Consider the following 23204-nt stretch of genomic DNA (forward strand, 5'->3'; position numbering starts at 1 on the left):
CCGAAAACAGATTTAGTCGAAAAATACTTATTTTTACCCATCGTTATTTGAATTTTGCAACTCTAAATTACGATGTTTTTTAAGAAGCCATTAATTTGGCTTCTTTTTTATCGGACAACAATGTTTTGAAAATATGTTTCATCTACATTTTTTGCATTATAAGAATAGAATAACCAAACGGTAAATAATATTCCTGCCGTTATCCAAATGGTTTCTAAAATCTTTTTTAGTGTAGATTTCTTTTTCATTTAACTTGATTGATATTTAGAAATTTAAATATACAAATATCTAATAATGACTAAAAAAACTCATGTCTTTATTGTTTCAATTCCGTCTTCATTTGTTCGGCTAAAGACTTAATTTTTTCATTGCTCATTAAATCTAAATTTACTTCTGCGAACCAACTATTAAAATTTTCAATATCTTTTTTGATATAATAAGCTTGTAAAATATTGTATGCATTTTCAGAATTATAGGTCTTATCCCTGCATTGATTAATAACTTTTCGACAAACAATTTTAGCATCTTCCAATTTATCAATTTTGGTTTGAGCATAAATTAATTCTTTATTGGTGTACGCATCCAGAGGAGCGGTTTTTAACGCCAGTTTTAAAACATCAACCGCTTTTTGGTACTGTTTTAAACAATTATACGAATAAGCCAGCTCAACACGAAGCCCTTTGTGTCCGGGATCAATTTTATTTGCTTTTTCCAGATATTCAAGTGCTTTTTCGCATTCATTCCAGCCGTTGTACATAAAGCCCCACCTGTAAAGCCGTTCTATTGAATCCTCTCCTTCTTTATAAATTTTGAGCCAGTCCGGTGTTTTTTGAATATATAACTCTGTAAATTTTGATTCGGGAATAACTGCCACTAAGTTATTATTTGGCTGTAATCGATATTTCATCGAACTTGTCTTCTCCTTTTTATCTGTGATAAATTTGCCCGTTTTATCAATTTTAAAAAAACCTTCATATTCTAATGTTAATCCTGCCTGAGCATCAATGTATATGAATCCGAAATTATATGCTCCAGTACTGTCTGCAGGAAAGGCTACCCATTTATCTTCGCATTCTACATACTTTTTATCAAACTGAAGACTGTTTTGTGCAGAAAGACCAGATACTAAAATTAAAATTAGAAAAGTAAAAACCTGTTTCATATTTGAGAGGGTTAAAATCTGATTCCAAATATATAGAATTCGTTTCTATTTTATACATTCATTCTTACAAATAACAAAACAGAATCCTAAACTGTAAAAAAACTTACAAACTAATGTAATCCTCTGTTTTTATGACCGAAACCCACTGCAGACCTGCTCGTTCAATTCCTTCTTTTACATAAGAATCTATTATTATCAGTAATGGGCGCTCATACAATCGAAAAAGCATCTGCCCATCTGTGAGGGTTGGATCGATAATCGGATTTTTTATTATACGTCTTCCTGCGGGACTGGTTTCAACACCACTTTTAAGACATTTGATCAATCCATTTATTATTCCCAGATAATAATGGGCTACCACTTTTCCAGAAGCTTCATCGAAAAGCTCCACCGGGAAATAATTAATATTATTGATTCCTAAACCATCGAGCAGGTTTTTTAATTTTTTCGAAAACAAAGGAATATCTGCAGTCATCATATCAGGGTATACCACTACAGATTCATCGTCTATTTTTACAGGGAGCCGAATCGGAAGATTCAATGAAAGCGGTTTTCCCATAATCACGTTTATCATATCTAATTCTTCCGGCAATTCTCCAATATAGGGTATATCTTGATTTCCAGCCACTTCATCAAGTATGTAATATTCCATTATGCAGCACTTAATTAGGTTGATTTAATTGGTACAACTCTTTCGAAATAATTTCATTTATAAAATACTTTTTGTTTCATTTTTAAAAAGTAAGAAACTCAATCCTGTAACAAAAACAAGACAACTCAAAAACATTAAAATTCCGTTTTTCAACACAAAAAATGAAAACCCAACCAATGGCGCTCCAATTATAACCATTAAAGCACTTACCGTATTGGTTTTGATAAAGTTTCCAGCATGAGTTGCCAAACCAACAAAAAGAAGCGAGGGTCCCACAACAACAAACGGAAACAAAATGGATGGCGTATTGCTTAAATGTTCGCTCAACGCAGCTTTTGCAGCGTCGTTGTCACCATAACTCCACATGATAAAATCGATGGTACAAAGCCCAATGTGAGCCACAACTCCTAAAGTTGTAATAACAGAAGCAACCGCATTTAATCTGTTTTTTGGAAACACATGATTGAATGACAATAACAAACAAGCCCCGATTAAATTAAACCAATGTGCAAAATCAACAGGTTTTTTGAAATACTCAAAAGCAGCACTGTTTGAAAACATCACGTAACTCAGAACAAAAAAGAAAAGTCCGATTAAGCAAATGGTTTTTGGTTTCATAAATTTCGGTTTGTTTTAAAGACTTGTGGGTTTGGGATTTGTTATAGATATTGAAATTTTAGTTTCTACTTTTTTATTAATTTAAAACTGCAAATAATCACGCTCAGAATTATACTAACAGTTAAAACTTTAAAACTAGTAAATCCGTAAAACAATAATTCATGTTTTTCAAGTATCTTCCCATTTCCAATAAATACAGTTTGAGTATATTCTGTTTGATTAAAGTAGGATGGATAAAAAACTTCATATATTCTAAAAATTCCATGAAGCAGAACTAACAATACTGTTGTTATAAAAAAAATAATGACTAAACGTTTTGTCATAGAATTATATCATATTCTGGTTTGATTATAGTTTCGGACACGAATAACAAATCTGCACTATCGGATTTTGGATTTAAAATTTAAATTTCTTTTCATATTCATCTAAATCTATAAACCATTCAATTTTTATATATTTTGTGCTGTACTTTTTCAAATAATCATTCTGCTCAATCAATATTGCTGATCCATTGTTCCCTATTTCGTCTTTTACAATTTTAGCAGCATGTTCCATACCTTCAAAATCCTGTGCCGCCAGATCAAAAATAATATTATTTGTTTTTGATAATACGGAATACAACGAAATTAATTTTCTAGTATTTCCTGCAAGTTTCTTTATTTTTATGCCTTTATTAATCCAATCGATTTCATAGATCTTATTAGCAAATTCACTTTTGGGATTAGCTTTTTTAGATAAATATTCGCCTACTGTAGCGGGTAAAAGCCTGTCTTTAAATCTTGATTCTCTAAAATGTTTTACAAAAGTATGAGGTTTGTTAATCCTAACATTTTTATGTTTTTCTTTTCCCGCCAAAATAGCAATTAATTTTTCTTCGATATATGAAGAAGCAACATGGCAATCCAAATGAATTAAGACCAAATCACCTTCTCTTAACTCAAAAGGCGGTATAAAATATTGATCGGTTCGTATTCCTTTACTTTCAATTAGCAGTTCTTTCATTTTTATAAAATCAAAATCATGACAATATACAAAATCACACTGTTAAATACATTTTCAATTATGAACAATAAATTTCTCATTAAACCAAAATTCGCGTGAGGGATTGAGGCGGTATCCTTTTATGAAGCGACTGTGAAATAAAAGATATAGCCGAAAGCCCGGTCTTTGGGACATGCCCAAATATTTCTAAATTCCAATTTTAAAAATTCCAAATTCCAATTAATTTACTAATTAAGAATTGGCGATTTTGATTGTGGAGATTCTTGGTTCCTCAGATGACAAGATTGAGAAAAACTTTGCGACTTTGCGACTTTGCGAGCAAAAAAAACTTGCGTGCTTTGCGTAAACCTTAGCGAACTCTGCGGTTAAAATTAGAACGAATAAAAAAACCTCAAACAAATAATAAAACTTTAAGAAATCAATTTTACGTTGATTACTTAAAATATGTAATTTTGAAATTATAAGTTCCAAAATGAAACAATTATGAAATATCATCAAATAAACAGTGCTCTTTTTGTAAAAAACCGCAGAAAATTTACGGAAGCAATGAAACCGAACAGCGTTGCTGTTTTCAACTCGAATGACATTTACCCAATTAGTGCCGACAGCACGATGCCTTTTGCACAGCACAGGGATATTTTTTACCTGAGTGGTGTGGATCAGGAAGAAAGTATTTTGCTTTTGTTTCCGGATGCTCCTTATGAAAACCAGAAAGAAATGCTTTTCCTGAAAGAAACCAGCGAGCATATCGCCATTTGGGAAGGTGAAAAACTGACTAAAGAACGTGCTTTTCAGGTTTCGGGAATCAGAACGGTTTACTGGCTGCAGGATTTTCATAAAATTTTGAACGAAATGATGACGTATGCCGATACGATGTACATCAACACCAACGAGCATTACCGAGCAGCTGTTGAAACTGAAACTCGCGAAGCCCGTTTTGTAAAATGGTGGAAAGATAAATACCCAGCACATAATGTGGCCAAAAGCAATCCAATTTTGCAACGCATTCGTTCTGTAAAAGAAAGTGAAGAAATCGATTTGATTCAGCATGCCTGTGATATTACCGAGAAAGGTTTCCGCAGATTGCTTTCGTTCGTGAAACCTAATGTTACGGAATATGAAATTGAAGCTGAACTGATTCATGAATTCATCCGTAACCGCTCGAAAGGTTTTGCTTATACGCCCATTATTGCTTCGGGAAACAATGCCAACGTTTTGCATTATATCGAAAACAATCAGCAATGTAAAGCCGGAGATTTGATTTTACTGGATGTTGCTGCTGAATATGCGAATTATTCCAGCGATATGACGAGAACGATTCCGGTTTCGGGAAAATTCTCAGAAAGACAAAAAGCAGTTTACAATGCGGTTTTGAGAGTAAAAAATGAAGCGACAAAAATGCTGACGCCAGGAACGCTTTGGAAACAATACCATGTTGAAGTGGGTAAAATCATGACTTCTGAATTATTAGGTTTGGGTTTGATTGACAAAGCCGATGTTCAAAACGAAAATCCGGACTGGCCAGCCTATAAAAAATATTTCATGCACGGAACTTCTCATCACATGGGATTGGACACGCACGATTATGGATTGCTTCACGAACCTATGAAAGCCAATATGGTTTTTACGGTTGAACCGGGAATCTACATTCCGGCAGAGAAATTCGGAATCCGTCTGGAAGACAATGTCGTGATTCAGGAAAAAGGAGAACCTTTTAATTTGATGCGCAATATTCCGGTTGAAGTCGATGAAATTGAAACTTTGATGAATGCATAAATAAAAAAGCCCTTAATACTTTACATATTAAGGGCTTTTTTATTTTTATAAATCGGTTATTCTCCGATTTTTGCTATTTGCACATCTAATTCAAATTTGCCTGTAGCTTCGTTTTCGTTGATCAGTTCAAAAAGCTCTAAAGCTCTTCTGGCATTTTTCTCCTCTTCTCTTTGCTCGGCCACATACCACATCATAAAATCTTCTGTAGCATAATCATTTTCTGCCCTGCATTTTGCAATCACTTTATTGATAGCGTGTGTAACCGCAATTTCATTTTGCAAAGCGATTTCAAATACTTCTCTGAAAGAAGCAAATTCCTGCTGCACTTCCGGAACAGATGGCGTTACTGCAATCCCGCCCATATCCGTAATGTATCTGAAAATTTTTAGAAAATGTTCTCTTTCTTCCTCTGCCTGTTTGTATAGATAGGATGCTGTATTTTCAAAACCGTTTCTATCGAGCCATGCCGCCATAGCTAAATATTTGTTAGAAGCGTCACTTTCTATCTTTGCCTGTAAGTTTAGTATATTTTGTACTCCTTCAACTAAAGAAGTGCTTGTTCTAAGTAAATCTTTCATAATCTTTAATTTTTATATGTGTAAAGTTACAAAAATTAAAAAAGGCAGCCGTATGGACTTGAAAATTTGGATTTATTCTAAGTAAACATCAAACCAAATCGGCATTCAGGATATTACAAAGCATAGAATGCAGATTCAGGGTAAATTTCGTTCCGTTTAGTAATTCCCGAAGCTGCACTATTTCGCAAATGGTAAGGTTTCTTGAAAAATTTCTTTTTGTAGTTTCGATGAGCTGGGCATCCGACTGATCAGATAAATCATAAAGCATATTGAGGATATCAACGTTGTTAACCTTTTTTTGAAAAATCAAAAAATCATGAATCTTATAACTTGACACGGTATCAACAAAATTAATAATGATGCTGTTGGTCAAATCACATTGATAACTGTATCCTTTTTCGGTTTCAAATAATACTTTGGTGGTCAAATCGCTAACTAATGCCATTCTGATAAAATTAATATGGTACAAAAATATAGAATTTAAACGAAATAAACACATAATTAAGACTAATTTAAAATAACAAATATTATTTTTATTTTTAAAAATAATATTATTTGCTGAATTTATATCCTAAAAAACAACTCATTATGATAATACTGTAACATTTCTGAGGATCATTAGACTTATTTTGAAACTAAATTTATTAAAATCATGCAGGCACACGAAATAGATTACCAAATTTTTGGAGAAGAAATGCAATATGTGGAAATCGAACTAGACCCACAGGAAATTGTCATTGCCGAAGCGGGCAGTTTTATGATGATGGAAAACAACATTCAAATGGAAACCATATTTGGCGATGGTTCCCAGCAGCAGGGATCAGGTTTGTTTGGCAAACTGCTGAATGCCGGAAAAAGAGTCCTTACAGGCGAAAGCTTGTTTATGACGGCATTTTTAAATCAGGGCAACACTAAAAGCAAAGTTTCGTTTGCATCTCCATATCCCGGCAAAATCCTTCCGATTGATTTAACCGAATTTCAGGGTAAATTTATCTGTCAAAAAAGTTCGTTTTTATGTGCTGCCAAGGGTGTTTCTGTTGGGATAGAATTCTCTCAGAAACTAGGCCGAGGTTTATTTGGCGGTGAAGGTTTTATTATGCAGAAAATAGAAGGCGACGGAATGGCTTTTGTACATTCGGGCGGTACAATGGCAAAAAAAGAATTAGGTCATGGTGAAGTATTGAAAGTAGATACGGGATGTATTATTGGTTTTACAAAAGACATCGATTACGATATTGAGTTTATTGGCGGCATCAAGAATTCAATTTTTGGTGGCGAAGGTTTATTTTATGCTACTTTAAAAGGTCCCGGAACGGTTTACATACAATCATTACCCTTCTCCAGATTAGCCGACCGCATCATTGCATCAGCACCAAGATCTGGCGGAAATAGCCGTGATGAAGGAAGTCTGCTTGGCGGATTAGGAAATCTTTTGGATGGAGATAACCGATTTTAAATCTCTGTAATAAAACACTTTAAAATGGCTTTCAGAAATGGAGGTCATTTTATTTATATCAAAATATAAAATACTATAAATATAATTATAACACAGAGTATCCCGTATTGCATTCATTGAACTTAATTTCTTACCTAAAATATGGTTTTCATATCTTTGCATTATATTTTAAAATTCTATTTTGAAAACTCTTTTATACAAAAACACCAAAATATCTTATACTGATTCAGGCGAAGAATCAACAATTGTTTTACTTCACGGTTTTCTGGAAAACAAAAAAATGTGGCAGGATTATGTCGCTCATTTTTCAGCAAATTACCGTGTGATTACCATTGATTTATTAGGTCATGGCGAGTCAGAATGTTTAGGCTATGTACATTCAATGGAAGAAAATGCAAATGTGGTTCATGAGGTTCTCAATCATTTAAATATTCCAAAAACTATTATTGTCGGACATTCAATGGGTGGCTATATTGCTTTGGCTTTCGCCGAATTGTATCCGGAAAAAGTACAAAAACTGGTTTTACTGAATTCTACTTCCAAAGAAGACAGTACCGAGAAAAAACTAAACAGAACACGCGCTATTAAAGCAGTAAAACAAAATTATGTGAATTTTGTTAGCCTGGCAATTGCAAATTTATTCAGTGAAAATAACCGTGCACGTCTGGCAATAGAAATTGAAAAAGTAAAAACAGAAGCATTGAAAACGTCTTTACAGGGAATTGTCGCTTCACTAGAAGGAATGAAAATCAGAAAGAATAGAGAAACTCTTTTACAAAGGAATCTTTTTCCTGTTTTACTGATATTGGGAAAAAAAGACCCTGTTCTAAATTATGAAGAAAGTATATCTCAAATTGAGAATACGACGGCAAAATTAGTTTCTTTTGAAGATGGCCATATGAGCCAGATTGAGAACAAGGAGGAATTGAAAACTGTTTTGCTTGATTTTTTCACAACCTAAAACTTCAGAACCTCTTATCATTATTTGACAAAAGTATTTTTTTGTCTCTGAAAAACAATACCGTTATATACCTTGTTTTTTTGTTGAAATTTAATTTCGGTTCACTTTTGAGTGATACCAATACTACAACATAAATCCTGTTGAAGAATCGATATAAGGAAATTGAATCGAATAGCACTTTAACTGGTATTTATAAATTTAAAAAAGGCTGTTCATACAAGAATGAAGCAGCCTTTTTTCATTATCGGGGGCAAAATCTTAGTCATTTAATTGACATCTTGTGTCATATTTATAAAAATAGTTTTTTTTATGCGACAAAGATATTTGAATAAATTTAACTATTAAATGAATTACTATTAAAAAAAACACAAAACATGAGCTTTTATTTATAATATATTTATTTTTCTTTTTTAAAATGAACTATGTAAAAAATTCAAATAAAAATTCATATCTCATTAAAAAACAATCAGATATAACAACAAAACTTAATTTCTATTTATAGAGTCAAGATATTCTAGAAGCAAATGGAATTACAAAATGGCTACTGCAGACAAATAACCTTTCGCAATAAGATCTTCTTTCTTATTTACATTGTGTACTGTACCATCTTTAATCAAAACTAACCGGGTAGAAATTTTGATTACATTTTGATAATCATGATCGGTAATGATTATTCCTTTCCTGTGTTTACTTGCTTTTATCAATTCGTTGACAGCATCAGTCATAATTGGCGACAATCCATTATAAGGCTCATCTAACAAAACAAATTCTGAGGAATTACACAACACTATTTTGATTTCCAAATAGCGGAGTTCACCACCTGACAGGTAATTTATTTTTTTATTTAAAATAGATCTGATAAATTCATCCTCACAAAAATCTTTAATTCTCTTAGCGTCAATCGATAGAGAAATGGCTTTTTTAACAGATAAATAATTCGGAATAAATTGATTCTGATGCAAATAACTAATTTCATTAAACAAATCAATTGCTTTATTTTTTGAAATTCCATTAATACGGATACATTTATTGGGAGCTTCCATATTTGAACAAAGTAGATTTACCCGAACCGTTTCTTCCTAATAAACCGACAACTTCAGATGTTTCACATTTCATGTAGACATCTGAAAGTATTACTTTTTCATCAAACCTCTTCTGAATACCATCGACTTCTAAAATATGTTTTTTCAAAATAATTTCCTTATTAAAAAAATCATGAACCCAACTAAAATTGTTGTGAGAAAGGTAAAAACATAACTGAATACCCAAAGCTGAATTTTAGGAACTCTGTTATTTGAATAAAATATGTAATCACTTTTCCTGTAAAATTCTTTGAAACCAATACTCATTAAAAAACCAAAACTCAAAAACATTATAAAAAAATAATCAAAGCCACCTAACAAAACAGCAATAGAACATACCACCGAATTAATACCTAATGTGGTCTTAAAAAACTCGAATATGTTTAACAGCTTTCTGATATTAATTTATTTTTTCTTCGAAAGGAATATTTGGATCAAAAATCTCATTTAATAACAATATCATTTCATTCAAATAGTTTTTTAAAGTTTCTCTGGTAACGGTACTGTTTAAGTCTTTATCTTCTTTAAAACCGAATGGTAAAAAACCAGACTTCAAATTTTTAAAAGAAATAATCCCTACTTCAACAGGAAATTCGCCTGCTTCTTTTTCAAACATAAAAGAATATGCCAGCACCTGAATAATTTTGTCGTTTTTAAGCTCCTTAGCCAATCCGTTCCATGATTTTAGAACAACATTAGCTTTTTCAACTTTTCCTGTCTTATAATCGACGATCCTTATCTTTCCGTTGCGTAATTCAATTCTGTCTACATTCCCTTTTATCAAAACAGGAAATGGCAGCTTTGGATTTTTCAGTTCTCGCTCAAAAGTTTTTTCTAAAGCAATAATTTTAATTGCATCGCCATTTTTAATTCCTTCTAATTCCATTTTTAAAAAATTAGAAACATTTCGTTTTGCAACTTCAAAAGCCAGAAGATTACGACCTTTCTTAATTTCCCCTTCTTTATAAACTAATTTAAACTGTCTTAAAACTTCATCGTCTAATAACTTAAAACAATTGGAAATATCTTCCTCAGAAATAAATTTGCCAATAAAAGGCGTATATAAAGCCTCCAGCGTCCCGTGAATAATGGTTCCTAATGTATTTAATGCAATATTTTCTTCGACCTCTTCGACTTCACGGATACGAAGTATTTTTTGAAAATAAAAATCGATCGGATTCCGGATATAACTAGTCAAAGCTGAAGGAGAAAATCCTGTCGCAGCTATCTCTTTCAAACGCTGCATGACCGCATCTGACTTTGGAACCGATATTGGTTTATAAGCCGTTGCAGGTAAAACCGGATTGTAAATATCAAAAGTTAAATTATGCTTAGGTTGTTTTTCTACTTCTAACTGTGTTACAAAACGACTGCGTTCCCCAGCGTCCAATCCATCATTTTCCGTATTATAAATTAGGAAAATATTTTTGGCTCTTTGCAACAGGTGATAAAAATGATAGGTATATATTGCATCCTTTTCTTTGAAGGTTGGCAAACCAAGCTCCTTTTTTACATCATATGGAATAAAAGAATTTTGAGATTTTCCAGCCGGGAATTTCCCTTCATTCATAGAAGTTACAATTACTGTATCAAAATCAAGGACACGGCTTTCCAAAACCCCCATAATTTGTAAGCCATTTAAAGGTTCTCCCTCAAACGAAACTTCGGCAACATCTATTACCTGTTTATAAATTGCATATAAAGTCTGGATATTATCTATATGAATATGCCGGGAATAATAATTGATCAGCTTATTGATAACTTTAAAAATGGAGAATACAAAGGTTTTTGCTATTTTTTCTTCCTCATTGTCATTACTGAAATTTTCTTTTATCAAAAGTAAAAGTGACGAAATACTTTCGAGCACTGCTAAAGATCCATTCTCCCATTTTTGAAACAGCAGACTAAATAATCCGGAAGGATTTAAATTGAGTTCATTTAATCTGGAATAGGTAATAAAAGTATAATTATTTTCTTTTATAATTTTAACCAATTGACTTGTTTTAGCAAAAGGTTCAATCAGCGGATGAGTCAGGATATCAAGTACATCTTTGTAATAAAAAACATAACTCGCCCCATTTCTGGAAAGTGCATTTGTATGCATTTTGAACAATTTTGCAATTAAAATTTGTGACGGATTATTTTTACCGGAATAACCCATAGTAATATTTAGCGCCCCAACAGAATTTGGAAGAGCATATAAAACAGGCAGCAATAAATTCTCTTCACCAAGGACAATAGCCACCTTATCAAGGGAAGAGTCCGGATTATACCTTAATATATTTTCAATAATACTTCCCGAAAGTTTTGCCTGACCAATCGTTTTTGGAGTTCCTATTACCTGAATATTCTTTGACTGAGAAAAATCATCCGTAATCCACTCAAATGGATTCGATTTATAATGTTTCCAGCTTTCTTTAAATCGTCGAACGAAAAGACCTGCATCGTGATAAGGGTCATTTAAAAAAGTCTGATCTATGTCCCAGTAAATTTTTGCCTGATCAAGGGTTAAAAGGTGCTGTACTATTTTTTCTTCAGCTGCATTTAAAGCATTAAAGCCCGCAAAAACAAAGGTTTTACCCGAAATTGTATTTGAAAAATGATTTAGGTTCTTTACTGCCTCACGATAGATCAATCCCTGATAACCGAAACCTTTATTTAGCAAATGACTGTATAAAGCTTCATAGTAAATTGGCAGCAATTTCCAAAAATCAATATAATTCTCAAGGAGTCTGGTTTTATTTTCAACTTCAATCCCCCACTTTTTAATATCTTCAATATCTTTTAAGTAAGACAAAACATGTGATGGCTCTAAAAGATAACGATCAATTTCATTAAAATCCTGAAGAAGTGTTTTTGCCCAATTGGCAAATAATTCAAATGATTGTTGTTGTTGCTTTTCTGTAACTGAAAGATAAACTTCATAAAATTCAAACAATAGCTCGATTGAATCAACAGAACGAATAGAGGCTATTTCCTGTACAAAATCTTCAATTGAAAGAATATACGGAGAAAAAATAGTTTGATGAATTTGTTTCCTTAACGCTTCGATTAAAAAAACCTTCGCTCTTTTGTTAGGAAGTACAATAGTAATTTCAAATAACCTATCAGAGTAATCCTGAATTATAGTAGCTGCAATTTTTTCTAAAAAAGAAGTATTTATCATATGATAAAAATAAAAAAAGCCATTCAATTAAGAATGGCTTTTTAAAATTATTTAGAAAAATAAACTACAGTTTACCTTTATAATTAGAACTTAGAACCAATATGTTTGATTTCAGTTCTTCTGTTTTGTGCTTTACCTGCAGCAGTTTTATTACTTGCAACTGGTTGAGTAGATCCAAATCCTTTAGACTCTAAGTTTTCTGCATTAACACCTCTTTCGATTAAGGCATTTTTAACAGCAGCAGCTCTGTCTTCAGAAAGTTTTTGATTAACTTTAGCTGAACCATCGCTATCTGTGTGCCCTTCAATACTGAATTTCGCATTTGGATAGTTTTTAAGAATTTCTTTGATGGCATCCAACCTAGCTGGAGTTTCTTTGTCTCCTGTTTTGAAAGTAGCTTTTCCTGAATTAAAGTAAACCGCTCTTGCCTGAACTTTAAGTTCTTCTAAAGCTTCTGTAGTGATTTCAGGACAACCTCTGTTACTAGCAGGACCAGCAACTGTAGGACAATCATCATCTTTATCTAAAACGCCATCTTTGTCAGCATCTAAGAAAGGACAACCACCATTTTCTCTTGGCCCAGCTTCTGTAGGACATTTATCGTCTTTATCAGCGATTCCGTCTCCGTCTGCATCTGGACAACCTTTTAAAGAAGCTAAACCTGCAACATCCGGACAAGCATCATCTTTATCAGCGATTCCGTCTCCGTCTGTATCAGGACATCCGTTTAAAGCAGCTAAACCAAACACATCTGGACAAGCATCACTACCATCAACAATTCCGTCTCCATCAGTATCAGGACATCCGTTGAATTGTTTCAAACCAGCAACCTCCGGACAAGCATCATCTTTATCATAAATTCCGTCTCCATCAGTATCTTTACCACCAAATTTGAAAACTAAACCAGCAGTATGCTGAAAGTGAGACGGAGCATCTGGAGTAACTCCATTAGCTTCTTCTCTATCACCAAATGACCATTTATATCTTGAAGCAAGTTCAAGACCAATAGCATCTGTAAACCAGAAAGTTAAACCAAGACCAGGATTAAAAGTCCCAAAACTGCTATCACCAAAGAAAGTATAACCTCCACCAACAGACAACGAAGGATCAATTACTTTAGATTTAATCAATTCCTGGAAGCTATATTTGATAGTAGCATCAATGCCATAATACATTAAATCCCCTGGATTGTCAACATAATTCCCTCTTGAATCTGCAGTTGCATTTAATGGATCAAAAATAACATATTTTTCAATTTTGTTTACAGAACCTTGCAAACCAACAGAAAAACCGCTACCTACATATCTATTTACACCAATGTAAGATAAAGAAGGAAGAATATTCCAGTTATCTTTTACAGCAAATGGCTGAGAAAAGTGTTGTTCAAAGAAACCACTTCCTGACCCAGAACTTGTTCTGGTATCAACGGCATTAACCCCAAAAGATATAGCCCATGGATTGTTACTGTCCTGTGCGTGAGCATTTAAGCCCATCGCCATTAACACAGCAACAAAAAGTTTGTTAAGATGTTTCATACTATTTTATTTAATTACAATTTAGTTAATTACAGACAAAAGTAACACCTAATTTTTTAAATACAAAATGTTATGTTAAAAAAAACCTACAAAAATATTATAAAATGATAATTATATAACTTTTAACATTTTTCCAACTAACACGAAAGCATTGATTGCTCTGTCTAAATGTTCTTTAGAATGGGCTGCAGACAATTGTACTCTAATGCGTGCTTTTTCCTTCGGTACTACGGGAAAAAAGAATCCTATGACATAAATTCCTTGTTTAAGAAGTTCATTAGCCATGGTTTGAGATAACTTTGCATCATATAGCATAACAGGAACAATTGCAGAATCGCCATCTATAATATCAAAGCCTGCTTTTTTCATTCCTTCCTTAAAATAATTGGTATTCCATTCTAATCTATCCCTTAAAGAAGTATCTTTTTCTAAAAGTTCGAAAACCTTAATTGATGCACCAACAATGGCAGGTGCTAAAGAATTTGAAAACAAATAAGGGCGAGAACGCTGGCGCAATAATTCAATAATTTCTTTTTTGGCAGTTGTATATCCTCCCATAGCACCACCAAGAGCTTTACCAAGTGTACCGGTTATGATATCAACCCTCCCCATGACATCTTTTGCTTCAAGAGTTCCTTTTCCGGTTGCACCAATAAATCCTGCAGCATGACATTCATCGACCATTACCAGTGCATCATATTTATCTGCTAAATCACAGATTTTGTCCAGCGGAGCTACTAGCCCGTCCATAGAAAAAACCCCGTCCGTAACAATTAGTTTAAAACGTGCTCCAGCTTCATTCGCCTTAATTAATTGCTGTTCCAAATCTGCCATATTGCTATTTTCATAGCGATAACGAGCCGCTTTGCACAAACGAACGCCATCAATAATAGACGCATGATTTAAACTATCTGAAATTATAGCGTCATTTTCGCCTAACAGCGGTTCAAAGACTCCACCATTGGCGTCAAATGCGGCTGCATAAAGAATCGTCTCTTCTGTACCATAAAAGTCCGCTATTTTTTTTTCCAATGTTTTATGAATATCCTGTGTCCCACAAATAAAACGAACCGATGACATCCCGAAACCATATGTGTCCATTGTATCTTTTGCTGCCTGAATAACTTCAGGGTGTGAAGAAAGCCCTAAATAATTATTAGCACAAAAATTTAAAACCTTTTCTCCTGTTGAAATAGTAATTTCAGCATCCTGTGCTGAAGTTATAATACGTTCTTTTTTAAAAATCCCGTTTTCTTCGATATTCTCCAACTCGCTTTGCAGATACTCCTTAATTTTTCCGTACATTTTAATGACTTTAATATTTTAAAAATCAACAATTTATAAACTTATTTAACATTTAACGCTGATTAATTTTATCCCAAATTTACCACATCGATCTCGGTTCCTATGTATACCAATACCCTTTTTAACACTTTGTATCCTAAATCTTCAACCGCTTTTTGATATTCCTGAATTTGATTCACATATTTAGGATTTTTGGCTCCGGTTTTATAATCCAACAAATAAGCTTCTTTGTTTTTAGTCAAAACAATTCTGTCAGGCTTTAAAGTTTTCCCATGTTTCTGAACAATATTCTGCTCATTTAAAACAACATTTTTACCATCAAAGCAAACACTGATTCCAGGATGATTTACAATTTCCTGAAGCGTTTTAGAAACAATTTCTTTTTGATTATCTGTTATTAATCCGTTCTCAATTGCTTTTGTAATAGCCAAATCTATATCCGATTTATCTTTTACAAAAGCCAAAATCTCGTGTACAATATTTCCGTATGAAATTGCCTCCTGCTGATGTGTACCCCACATTAAAGCTTCCCGCTGAGCAATTTTAATATTTTTCGGATTTAAAATTTCAGAAACTACTGGAATTGTTTTTACAGAATCTATTGTTTTTACTGAAAGAGAAAGTTTCTTTGGGTTTCCAAATTCATACGCTGGTTTTTCCGAATCATAAACCCCTCTATGCATCAAATATTTAATAAAAAAAGAGGCCATATTATTTGGTAATTCACCATCTTTTCTTTCTTTTAATGACTGAGAAATAATATACAATTGCTCTTCAGCCCTTGTCAATGCTACATACAAAACATTAATATTATCCAATAACTCCTCTTGCTTTTTCAAATTAAAAACAACCGATGCACTTTCTCCAAAACTTTCAACAGTACTGCTATTATCAATTAAAGCTTTTGGAACACCCAAATTTTCATCTTCTGTATCTAACCATAGCTTATCTTTTGGTTTTCTGTTATAATCTTCTTCTGCAAAAGGCATAATTACGACTGGAAATTCCAGACCTTTCGATTTATGAATTGTCATAATCCGTACTGCATTATTTCCTTCCGGAGACGGAATACTGAATTTCTCTGAGTTTTTATCCCAATAATTCAAAAAATCAGCTATTCCTGCCTGATTACGAATATCCCGTTCCAGAACAATGTCCAGAAAATATTGTACATATGCATTTCCTTCAGAAGGAAGAAGAAATTTAGATATGATAATTTCAACAGCTTCATAAAGTGATTTTTTTCGAATATTTTCAAAAGAAAGCGAAACATCAAAAGCCAAAAGCCATTTTTCAAAATCATTTTCACTTTTTTGATTCATCCCTTCGGCAATAAAATCATGAATTGGCATTTCAATTTCTTTTGTATTTGCCAGAAAATGCAGGAAATTTGCTTTTGCTTCCAGATCGACACTATTGTTCAGATACTTTAGCAGATGAACAATCAGCCTCACTTCGGTAGCATTTTGAATCATTAATGTTTCTGATGATAAAAGCGGGATATTTTGTTCTGTCAAATAATTTGCTATTGTAATTCCCTGACCTCTTTTGCGGGTCAAAACCACAATGTCTTTATATTCAAAACCTTCAAAAATAACTTTCTGAATCGTACTTAAAGTCGACTGGACATATAAATCTGACTTCTCTAATTCTTCTTCTTCGTCAAAATCACTTTTTTCAATTAGAGGGAGAAAAGAAATATTGACATAACCTCCTTTTTTAGAATTTGTATTCTGAAAACTATGATTTTCGTATAAATTTTTATAATCTTCATTTGAGAATTCAGTCGAAATTAGTTTAAAAAAAGCATTATTAAAATCGATTACTTCACTGTAACTTCTGTAATTAGTATCTAAATGCTTAATTAGTTTATCCGGGTTATTAAACGGATTTACATCTTTACTTAGCTCAATAAACTGTTCTGCTTTTCCACCCCGCCAACGATAAATAGATTGTTTTGGATCACCAACAATCATAAGGGTTCCTTTATTACCAAAATCATCCTGTCCAGAAAGTGCATTATCAATTAGCGGTATTAAATTTTGCCATTGCATCTCTGAAGTATCCTGAAATTCATCTATAAAAAAGTGACGGTATCGTTCACCCAGACGTTCATAAATAAATGGCGCTGGCTGATTTTGAATTTCGCGATGAATAATCGCATTGAATTCTGAAATTGACAAAACATTTTGTTCTGACTGGATTTTAGCCAACTCATTACTAACCGTATTCAGTAAAGAAAGGGGAGTGATGTTTTTAAGGAAGGCCTTGTAAAAATCTCTTTTCTCAAAATTTTTATATATTTTACTTAGCACAACGAGAAATTCAGGAATAAGATTTTCTATTAAAGCTTTATCTTTTGCCGCTTTATTGATGGCAATATCTTCAAATTCATGGAAGGTCTTATTTCTCGGATTAAATTTTCCATCCCGGATACTTTCTAAGTGATGCGGAAAAGTTCCTCTGGAAAATGATTTTACATCAATTCCGTTTTCATCAATCAATCGAAGAAGATTCAAAGCAAAAACATTATTTTCACTTTCTAAATCTGCACACAAAACCGACATTTTCTTTTTAATGACAACAAATTCTTCAATAGATTTATCATGAAAATGCAAAATTTCATTCCGGTTATTTTCGTTCAGAACCAATCTTCCTGTTTCCAGAATTTCACGCGAGACATCCCAACTTTTATCATCGTCTGTCTTTTCCATCGTAAAATCAATCAACAGCTTCGTCAGCGTTTCATCCTGACCCGCTTGTGCAATAATTGCATCTACGGCTTCTATCAACAAATTTTCGGTGTCCAGAGTTACCTCAAAAGTCATAGGCAAATTGAGGTCATGGGCAAAAGCCCGAATTACTTTATGTGTAAATTTATCGATGGTAGAAATATCAAAAGCAGCATAATTATGAATTAGATGCTTAATAATATTTTGGGATTTTGTTTTGATTTTAATTACAGAAAGTCCTGTTTCTCTGGATAAATCTTCCATCAAATCGATGGCTTTTGCCGAAGGCTCGTCTTTCGTAAATTCTGATAAGCTTCCAACAATACGGCTTTTCATTTCATGAACCGCTTTGTTTGTAAAAGTTATGGCAAGGATATTTCGATAAGCGTCATTTTTAGGCGAAGAAAGAATAATCTTGAGATATTCCTTAACCAAAGTATAGGTTTTTCCGGAACCAGCAGACGCATCATAAATAGAAAAAGACGGACTTTGCATAAGTTTGGGTATTTGTATTGTAAAAGTAGTACATAAAACACCAATATCGCAAAAATTCCAAATTCCAATATCTGAATACGATAAACGCATCAAACATTGGAATTTGGAATTTTCTATTTGGATTTTTTTAATCCGTTACATTAGGTCGTTTTTAGAAAAGCTCTTTTATTAAAAACCAACAAAATTCCAACTCCAGTAGAGATGGCTACATCAGCCACATTAAAAATAGCATTAAAAAATTCAAATCGTTTTCCTCCAAAAAAAGGTATCCAGGCGGGCAAATCGCCTTTCCAGATTGGAAAATAAAACATATCAACAACTAAACCATGAAACCATGTTCCATAAGGTTCCGGAGAGAAAGGAATTGCCAAATTATGATAACTGTCATCAAAAATTACTCCGTAAAAAACGGAATCCAGAATATTTCCTGCCGCTCCGGCAAAAATAAGTGCAATAGCCACCACCAAATAAGCAGAAGCCTTCTTTTTTACTGAATCGTATAACCAATATCCAATTCCGAAAACAGCAAAAATCCTAAACACAGTCAGAATCAATTTCCCATATTCACCGGGAATTTTGGTGCCCCATGCCATTCCTTCATTTTCAATAAAATGTATTTTAAACCAGCTAAAAACAGGAAACTCTTCACCTAAAACAAAGTTTGTTTTTACGTAGATTTTAGAAATCTGATCAATCAATAATATTATAAATATAAGGAGATACGCTTTTCTTAATGACATATAGTGATTTTTAATGTTGGCAAAAGTAACAATTTAATCAAAAAAAACGCCCCAAATGGAGCGTTAAATCTTTTGTAATTTAAGGTGATTAGCGTTGCAGGTTTTTAGCTTCGATACTCATTGTAGCATGAGGAACAATTTTCAGCCTTTCTTTACCAATTAATTTACCTGTTACTTTACAGATACCGTATGTTTTATTTTCAACACGGAATAAGGCATTTTTTAAATCACGAATGAATTTTTCCTGTCTGATAGCCAACTGCGAGTTTGCTTCTTTAGACATTGTCTCACTTCCTTCTTCAAAGGCTTTGAATGTTGGGGATGTATCGTCTGTTCCGTTATTCAAATCGTTCATATAAGCACTTTTGATCAGATCAAGATCTTCTTGTGCTTTTTTAATTTTTGCCTGAATTATTTCTTTGAACTCTGCTAGATCAGCGTCTGAGTATCTTGTAATTTCATCTATCATCGTATTTATATTATTTTGAAATTAATATCACTGTTTTAATGTCATCAAACTCAATTTCTGTGCCGTTTTCTAAATTGTCAGCAAAAGTCAAGCTATCTGTTAATGTTTCAGACTTAATATAGCCTTCATTTTTTGAAACCGCCTCTTCTAAAAGACCATTTCTTTTAATTTGTATTTTAATTTTATCCGTAACCTCAAATCCTGAATCTTTACGGATGTTTTGGATTCTGTTTACTAATTCTCTCGCAATACCTTCGTTTTTTAATTCTTCGGAGATTGTAATATCAAGCGCAACTGTTATTCCGTTTGAATTTGCAACCAGCCATCCTTCGATATCCTGCGATGTTATTTCGACATCTTCTAAGGATAAAGTTACACTATTTCCGCCAATAACAATATCCAGCGTTCCCTGCTTGTCTAGCTGATTAATCTGATCTGCAGAAAAAGACTGTATCTCTTTAGAAATCAACCCCATATCTTTCCCGAAACGGGGACCCAAAGCCTTAAAATTAGGCTTGATCTGTTTTACTAATATACCCGAAGCATCATCTAAAAGCTCTATTTCTTTCACATTTACCTCAGCTTTTATCAAGTCCGAAATAGCTTCAATTTCGGTACGCTGATTATCGTCAAGTACCGGAATCATTACCTTTTGGAGAGGCTGACGCACTTTAATCATCTCTTTTTTACGGAGTGATAAAACCAAAGATGAGATGGTTTGTGCTTTCTGCATTTTGCTTTCTAACGTTTTATTAACAAAGTTTTCGACAAATTTTGGAAACTCAGCCAAGTGAACACTGGCATAATTCTCAGATCCTGTAGAAATTGTCAAATCGCGGTACAATTTATCCATGAAAAAAGGAGCTACCGGAGCACTCAATTTGCTGATTGTAAGCAAACAGGTATAAAGTGTCTGGTAAGCCGCAATCTTATCCTGAGCGTATTCACCTTTCCAGAAACGGCGACGGCATAAACGAACATACCAGTTACTTAAATTTTCCTGAACGAAGTCAGAAATAGCTCTTGTTGCTTTTGTAGGCTCATAATCCTCATAACATTCATCAACAAATTTGATTAAAGAATGTAATTCAGAGATAATCCACTGATCGATTTCCGGTCTTTCGTTTAGCGGAATTTCTGCTTCTGCATATTTAAATCCATCAATATTAGCATATAACGAAAAGAATGAATACGTATTGTAAAGTGTTCCAAAGAACTTACGGCGTACCTCAGCAATTCCTTCAATATCAAATTTCAGGTTATCCCAAGGATTTGCATTTGAGATCATGTACCAACGGGTTGCATCCGGACCGTATTCTGCAATGGTTTCAAAAGGATCTGTTGCGTTTCCTAAACGTTTCGACATTTTTTGTCCGTTTTTATCTAAAACAAGACCATTTGAAACTACGTTTTTATAAGCAACTTTATCAAAAACCAAAGTTCCGATAGCGTGTAAGGTATAAAACCATCCACGAGTCTGATCTACTCCTTCGGCAATAAAATTAGCCGGAAAATCTTTATTCTCATCAATTTTATCTTTGTTTTCAAAAGGATAATGCCATTGCGCATAAGGCATTGCTCCAGAATCAAACCAAACATCGATCAAATCACTTTCGCGTTTCATGGGTTGGCCAGAAGCCGAAACCAAAGTAATTTCGTCGACTACATTTTTATGTAAATCGATTAAATCATAATTGGATTCAGACATATTTCCGATTTCAAAACCTTTGAACGGATTTTCTTTTTGAAATCCTGCTTCGATAGATTTTTCGATGGCATTGTACAATTCTTCAACAGAGCCAATAAGAACTTCTTCTTTTTTGTCTTCAGTTCTCCAAATTGGCAACGGAATTCCCCAATATCTAGAACGAGATAAGTTCCAGTCGTTGGCATTTTTAAGCCAATTCCCAAAACGTCCTTCACCAGTAGACTTAGGCTTCCAGTTGATAGTTTCGTTCAGGTCGAACATTCTATCTTTTACATCGGTTACTTTAATGAACCAGGAGTCTAGTGGATAATATAATAACGGCTCATCTGTTCTCCAACTATGTGGATAACTGTGGACGTATTTTTCAACCTTAAAGGCTTTATTTTCTTCTTTTAATCGAATAGCAATTTCAACATCAACAGAACGCTCTGGTGCCTGACCTGCATCGTAATATTCGTTTTTGACATATTTCCCAGCCAAATCACCCAAATGAGAAGTAAATTTTCCCTGCAAATCTACTAATGGAACTGCTGTTCCGTTTTCGTCTAAAACCAACATTGGCGGCACTTCTGGCGTTGCTTCTTTGGCAACTTTCGCATCATCAGCACCAAAAGTCGGAGCCGTGTGCACGATTCCTGTTCCGTCTTCTGTAGTAACAAAATCTCCTGAAATTACTCGGAAAGCGTTTTCTGGATTTTGATATGGTAAAGCGTAAGGCAATAATTGCTCGTAACGGATTTCTACTAAATCAGCACCTTTTACTTCAGTTAAAATTTTATATGGAAGTTGTTTATCGCCGTTTTTTACTTTTTCGAAATCAGCATCGTCTTCGCTTGCAAAAAATCCTTTCCCGAATTGTTTTCCAACTAAGTTTTTAGCCAAAATCACATTGATTGGCTCAAAAGTATATTGATTGAAAGTTTTCACTAAAACGTAGTCGATTTTTGGACCAACTGTCAAAGCCGTATTTGATGGCAATGTCCAGGGTGTTGTCGTCCATGCCAAGATGTGAATATCTCCAAAACCTTGTAAAAAGCTTGGCAATGTTTCCGGCAATGTTTTAAATTGTGCTACAATCGTAGTATCTGTAACATCTCTATAAGCTCCTGGCTGATTCACTTCGTGAGAAGATAATCCCGTTCCTGCTTTTGGAGAATACGGCTGAATAGTATAACCTTTGTACAACAAACCTTTATCGTATATTTGTTTTAAAAGCCACCAAACCGATTCCATGTATTTTGGTTTATAGGTCACGTATGGATCTTCCATATCAACCCAATAACCCATTTTTTCAGTCAAATCATTCCATACGTCGGTATAACGCATTACGGTTTTTTTACACGCTTCGTTATATTCTTCGATGGAAATCGTTTTACCAATATCTTCTTTTGTAATTCCAAGTTCTTTTTCGGTACCTAATTCTACAGGCAATCCGTGTGTATCCCAACCGGCTTTTCTTTTTACCTGAAAACCTTTTTGAGTTTTATATCTGCAAAAAATATCTTTAATCGCACGTGCCATCACGTGGTGAATTCCCGGCAATCCGTTTGCTGAAGGCGGCCCTTCAAAAAACACATAAGGCTCTGCACCTTCGCGAGTCGTTACACTCTTTTCAAATATATTTTCTTTCTTCCAAAAATCAAGTACTTCTGACGCTACTGTTGGCAGGTCAAGTCCTTTGTATTCAGTAAATTTTGTGCTCATTTTATCCTTTTCTTAATCGAGGTGCGAAAGTACTAAATTTATGTCAAAGTCGAAAGTCGAAAG

17 protein-coding genes and 1 pseudogene are annotated in these 23204 nt (G+C 33.6%); 3 read left to right on the forward strand and 15 right to left on the reverse strand.

Annotation, left to right across the window (positions count from 1 at the left end):
- Window positions 1–107: 107 nt before the first annotated feature.
- The 5 genes from DMB65_RS22155 to DMB65_RS12975 all read right to left on the reverse strand — a co-directional run bounded on the left by DMB65_RS22155 (window position 108) and on the right by DMB65_RS12975 (window position 3434).
- Window positions 108–248: a hypothetical protein gene (locus DMB65_RS22155; protein ID WP_165834935.1), complete on the reverse strand. Its 141-nt coding sequence runs from the start codon at window positions 246–248 to the stop codon at window positions 108–110.
- Between the two features lie 68 nt (window positions 249–316).
- Window positions 317–1162 carry a tetratricopeptide repeat protein gene (locus DMB65_RS12960; RefSeq protein ID WP_110307067.1) on the reverse strand — a complete coding sequence of 282 codons (846 nt, stop codon included), beginning with the start codon at window positions 1160–1162 and terminating at the stop codon, window positions 317–319.
- Window positions 1163–1265: 103 nt separating this feature from the next.
- Window positions 1266–1814: a hypothetical protein gene (locus tag DMB65_RS12965; RefSeq protein WP_110307068.1), complete on the reverse strand. Its 549-nt coding sequence runs from the start codon at window positions 1812–1814 to the stop codon at window positions 1266–1268.
- Between the two features lie 57 nt (window positions 1815–1871).
- The gene (locus DMB65_RS12970; RefSeq protein WP_110307069.1) at window positions 1872–2432 is read right to left on the reverse strand and encodes a hypothetical protein; all 561 of its coding nucleotides are present in this window, start codon (window positions 2430–2432) and stop codon (window positions 1872–1874) included.
- 396 nt (window positions 2433–2828) lie between these two features.
- On the reverse strand, window positions 2829–3434 hold the full coding sequence (locus DMB65_RS12975) for a hypothetical protein (RefSeq protein ID WP_110307070.1): 606 nt from the start codon (window positions 3432–3434) through the stop codon (window positions 2829–2831).
- Between the two features lie 483 nt (window positions 3435–3917).
- On the opposite strand from DMB65_RS12975, the gene DMB65_RS12980 reads away from it, so the two are divergent.
- Complete coding sequence (locus tag DMB65_RS12980) at window positions 3918–5210, forward strand: aminopeptidase P family protein (RefSeq protein ID WP_110307071.1); 1293 nt, start codon at window positions 3918–3920, stop codon at window positions 5208–5210.
- A 56-nt stretch (window positions 5211–5266) separates the two neighbouring features.
- Here DMB65_RS12980 and DMB65_RS12985 read toward each other — a convergent pair whose 3' ends face one another.
- Together DMB65_RS12985 and DMB65_RS12990 are read right to left on the reverse strand one after the other, a co-directional pair.
- On the reverse strand, window positions 5267–5788 hold the full coding sequence (locus tag DMB65_RS12985; protein WP_110307072.1) for a ferritin: 522 nt from the start codon (window positions 5786–5788) through the stop codon (window positions 5267–5269).
- An 88-nt stretch (window positions 5789–5876) separates the two neighbouring features.
- Window positions 5877–6233: a hypothetical protein gene (locus tag DMB65_RS12990; protein WP_110307073.1), complete on the reverse strand. Its 357-nt coding sequence runs from the start codon at window positions 6231–6233 to the stop codon at window positions 5877–5879.
- Window positions 6234–6440: 207 nt separating this feature from the next.
- Here DMB65_RS12990 and DMB65_RS12995 point away from each other — a divergent pair, with 207 nt between their 5' ends.
- Both DMB65_RS12995 and DMB65_RS13000 read left to right on the forward strand, forming a co-directional pair.
- Window positions 6441–7244: a TIGR00266 family protein gene (locus DMB65_RS12995; RefSeq protein ID WP_110307074.1), complete on the forward strand. Its 804-nt coding sequence runs from the start codon at window positions 6441–6443 to the stop codon at window positions 7242–7244.
- A 181-nt stretch (window positions 7245–7425) separates the two neighbouring features.
- Window positions 7426–8205 (forward strand): alpha/beta fold hydrolase, encoded by a 780-nt coding sequence (locus DMB65_RS13000; protein ID WP_110307075.1) that lies wholly within the window; start codon window positions 7426–7428, stop codon window positions 8203–8205.
- Window positions 8206–8735: 530 nt separating this feature from the next.
- On the opposite strand, the pseudogene DMB65_RS13005 reads toward DMB65_RS13000, so the two are convergent.
- The 8 genes and pseudogenes from DMB65_RS13005 to ileS form a co-directional block, all read right to left on the reverse strand.
- Window positions 8736–9321, reverse strand: a pseudogene (locus DMB65_RS13005) (ATP-binding cassette domain-containing protein).
- Window positions 9322–9687: 366 nt separating this feature from the next.
- Window positions 9688–12453, reverse strand: coding sequence for a PD-(D/E)XK nuclease family protein (locus tag DMB65_RS13020; RefSeq protein ID WP_110307079.1), 2766 nt, complete (start codon window positions 12451–12453; stop codon window positions 9688–9690).
- Window positions 12454–12536: 83 nt separating this feature from the next.
- Window positions 12537–13988, reverse strand: coding sequence for an OmpA family protein (locus DMB65_RS13025; protein WP_110307080.1), 1452 nt, complete (start codon window positions 13986–13988; stop codon window positions 12537–12539).
- Between the two features lie 111 nt (window positions 13989–14099).
- On the reverse strand, window positions 14100–15293 hold the full coding sequence (kbl, locus tag DMB65_RS13030; protein ID WP_110307081.1) for a glycine C-acetyltransferase: 1194 nt from the start codon (window positions 15291–15293) through the stop codon (window positions 14100–14102).
- 68 nt (window positions 15294–15361) lie between these two features.
- Window positions 15362–18520: a UvrD-helicase domain-containing protein gene (locus DMB65_RS13035; protein WP_110307082.1), complete on the reverse strand. Its 3159-nt coding sequence runs from the start codon at window positions 18518–18520 to the stop codon at window positions 15362–15364.
- 140 nt (window positions 18521–18660) lie between these two features.
- Entirely contained in the window at window positions 18661–19260 is a 600-nt protein-coding gene (locus DMB65_RS13040) for a lipoprotein signal peptidase (protein WP_110307083.1), read from the reverse strand.
- Between the two features lie 88 nt (window positions 19261–19348).
- Window positions 19349–19729 carry a TraR/DksA family transcriptional regulator gene (locus DMB65_RS13045; protein ID WP_110307084.1) on the reverse strand — a complete coding sequence of 127 codons (381 nt, stop codon included), beginning with the start codon at window positions 19727–19729 and terminating at the stop codon, window positions 19349–19351.
- Window positions 19730–19739: 10 nt separating this feature from the next.
- Window positions 19740–23141, reverse strand: a complete 3402-nt coding sequence (gene ileS / locus DMB65_RS13050; protein WP_110307085.1) for an isoleucine--tRNA ligase — start codon at window positions 23139–23141, stop codon at window positions 19740–19742.
- Window positions 23142–23204: the final 63 nt, after the last annotated feature.

This window comes from Flavobacterium cheongpyeongense, assembly GCF_003202435.1.
GTDB classification, from domain to species: Bacteria; Bacteroidota; Bacteroidia; order Flavobacteriales; family Flavobacteriaceae; genus Flavobacterium; species Flavobacterium cheongpyeongense.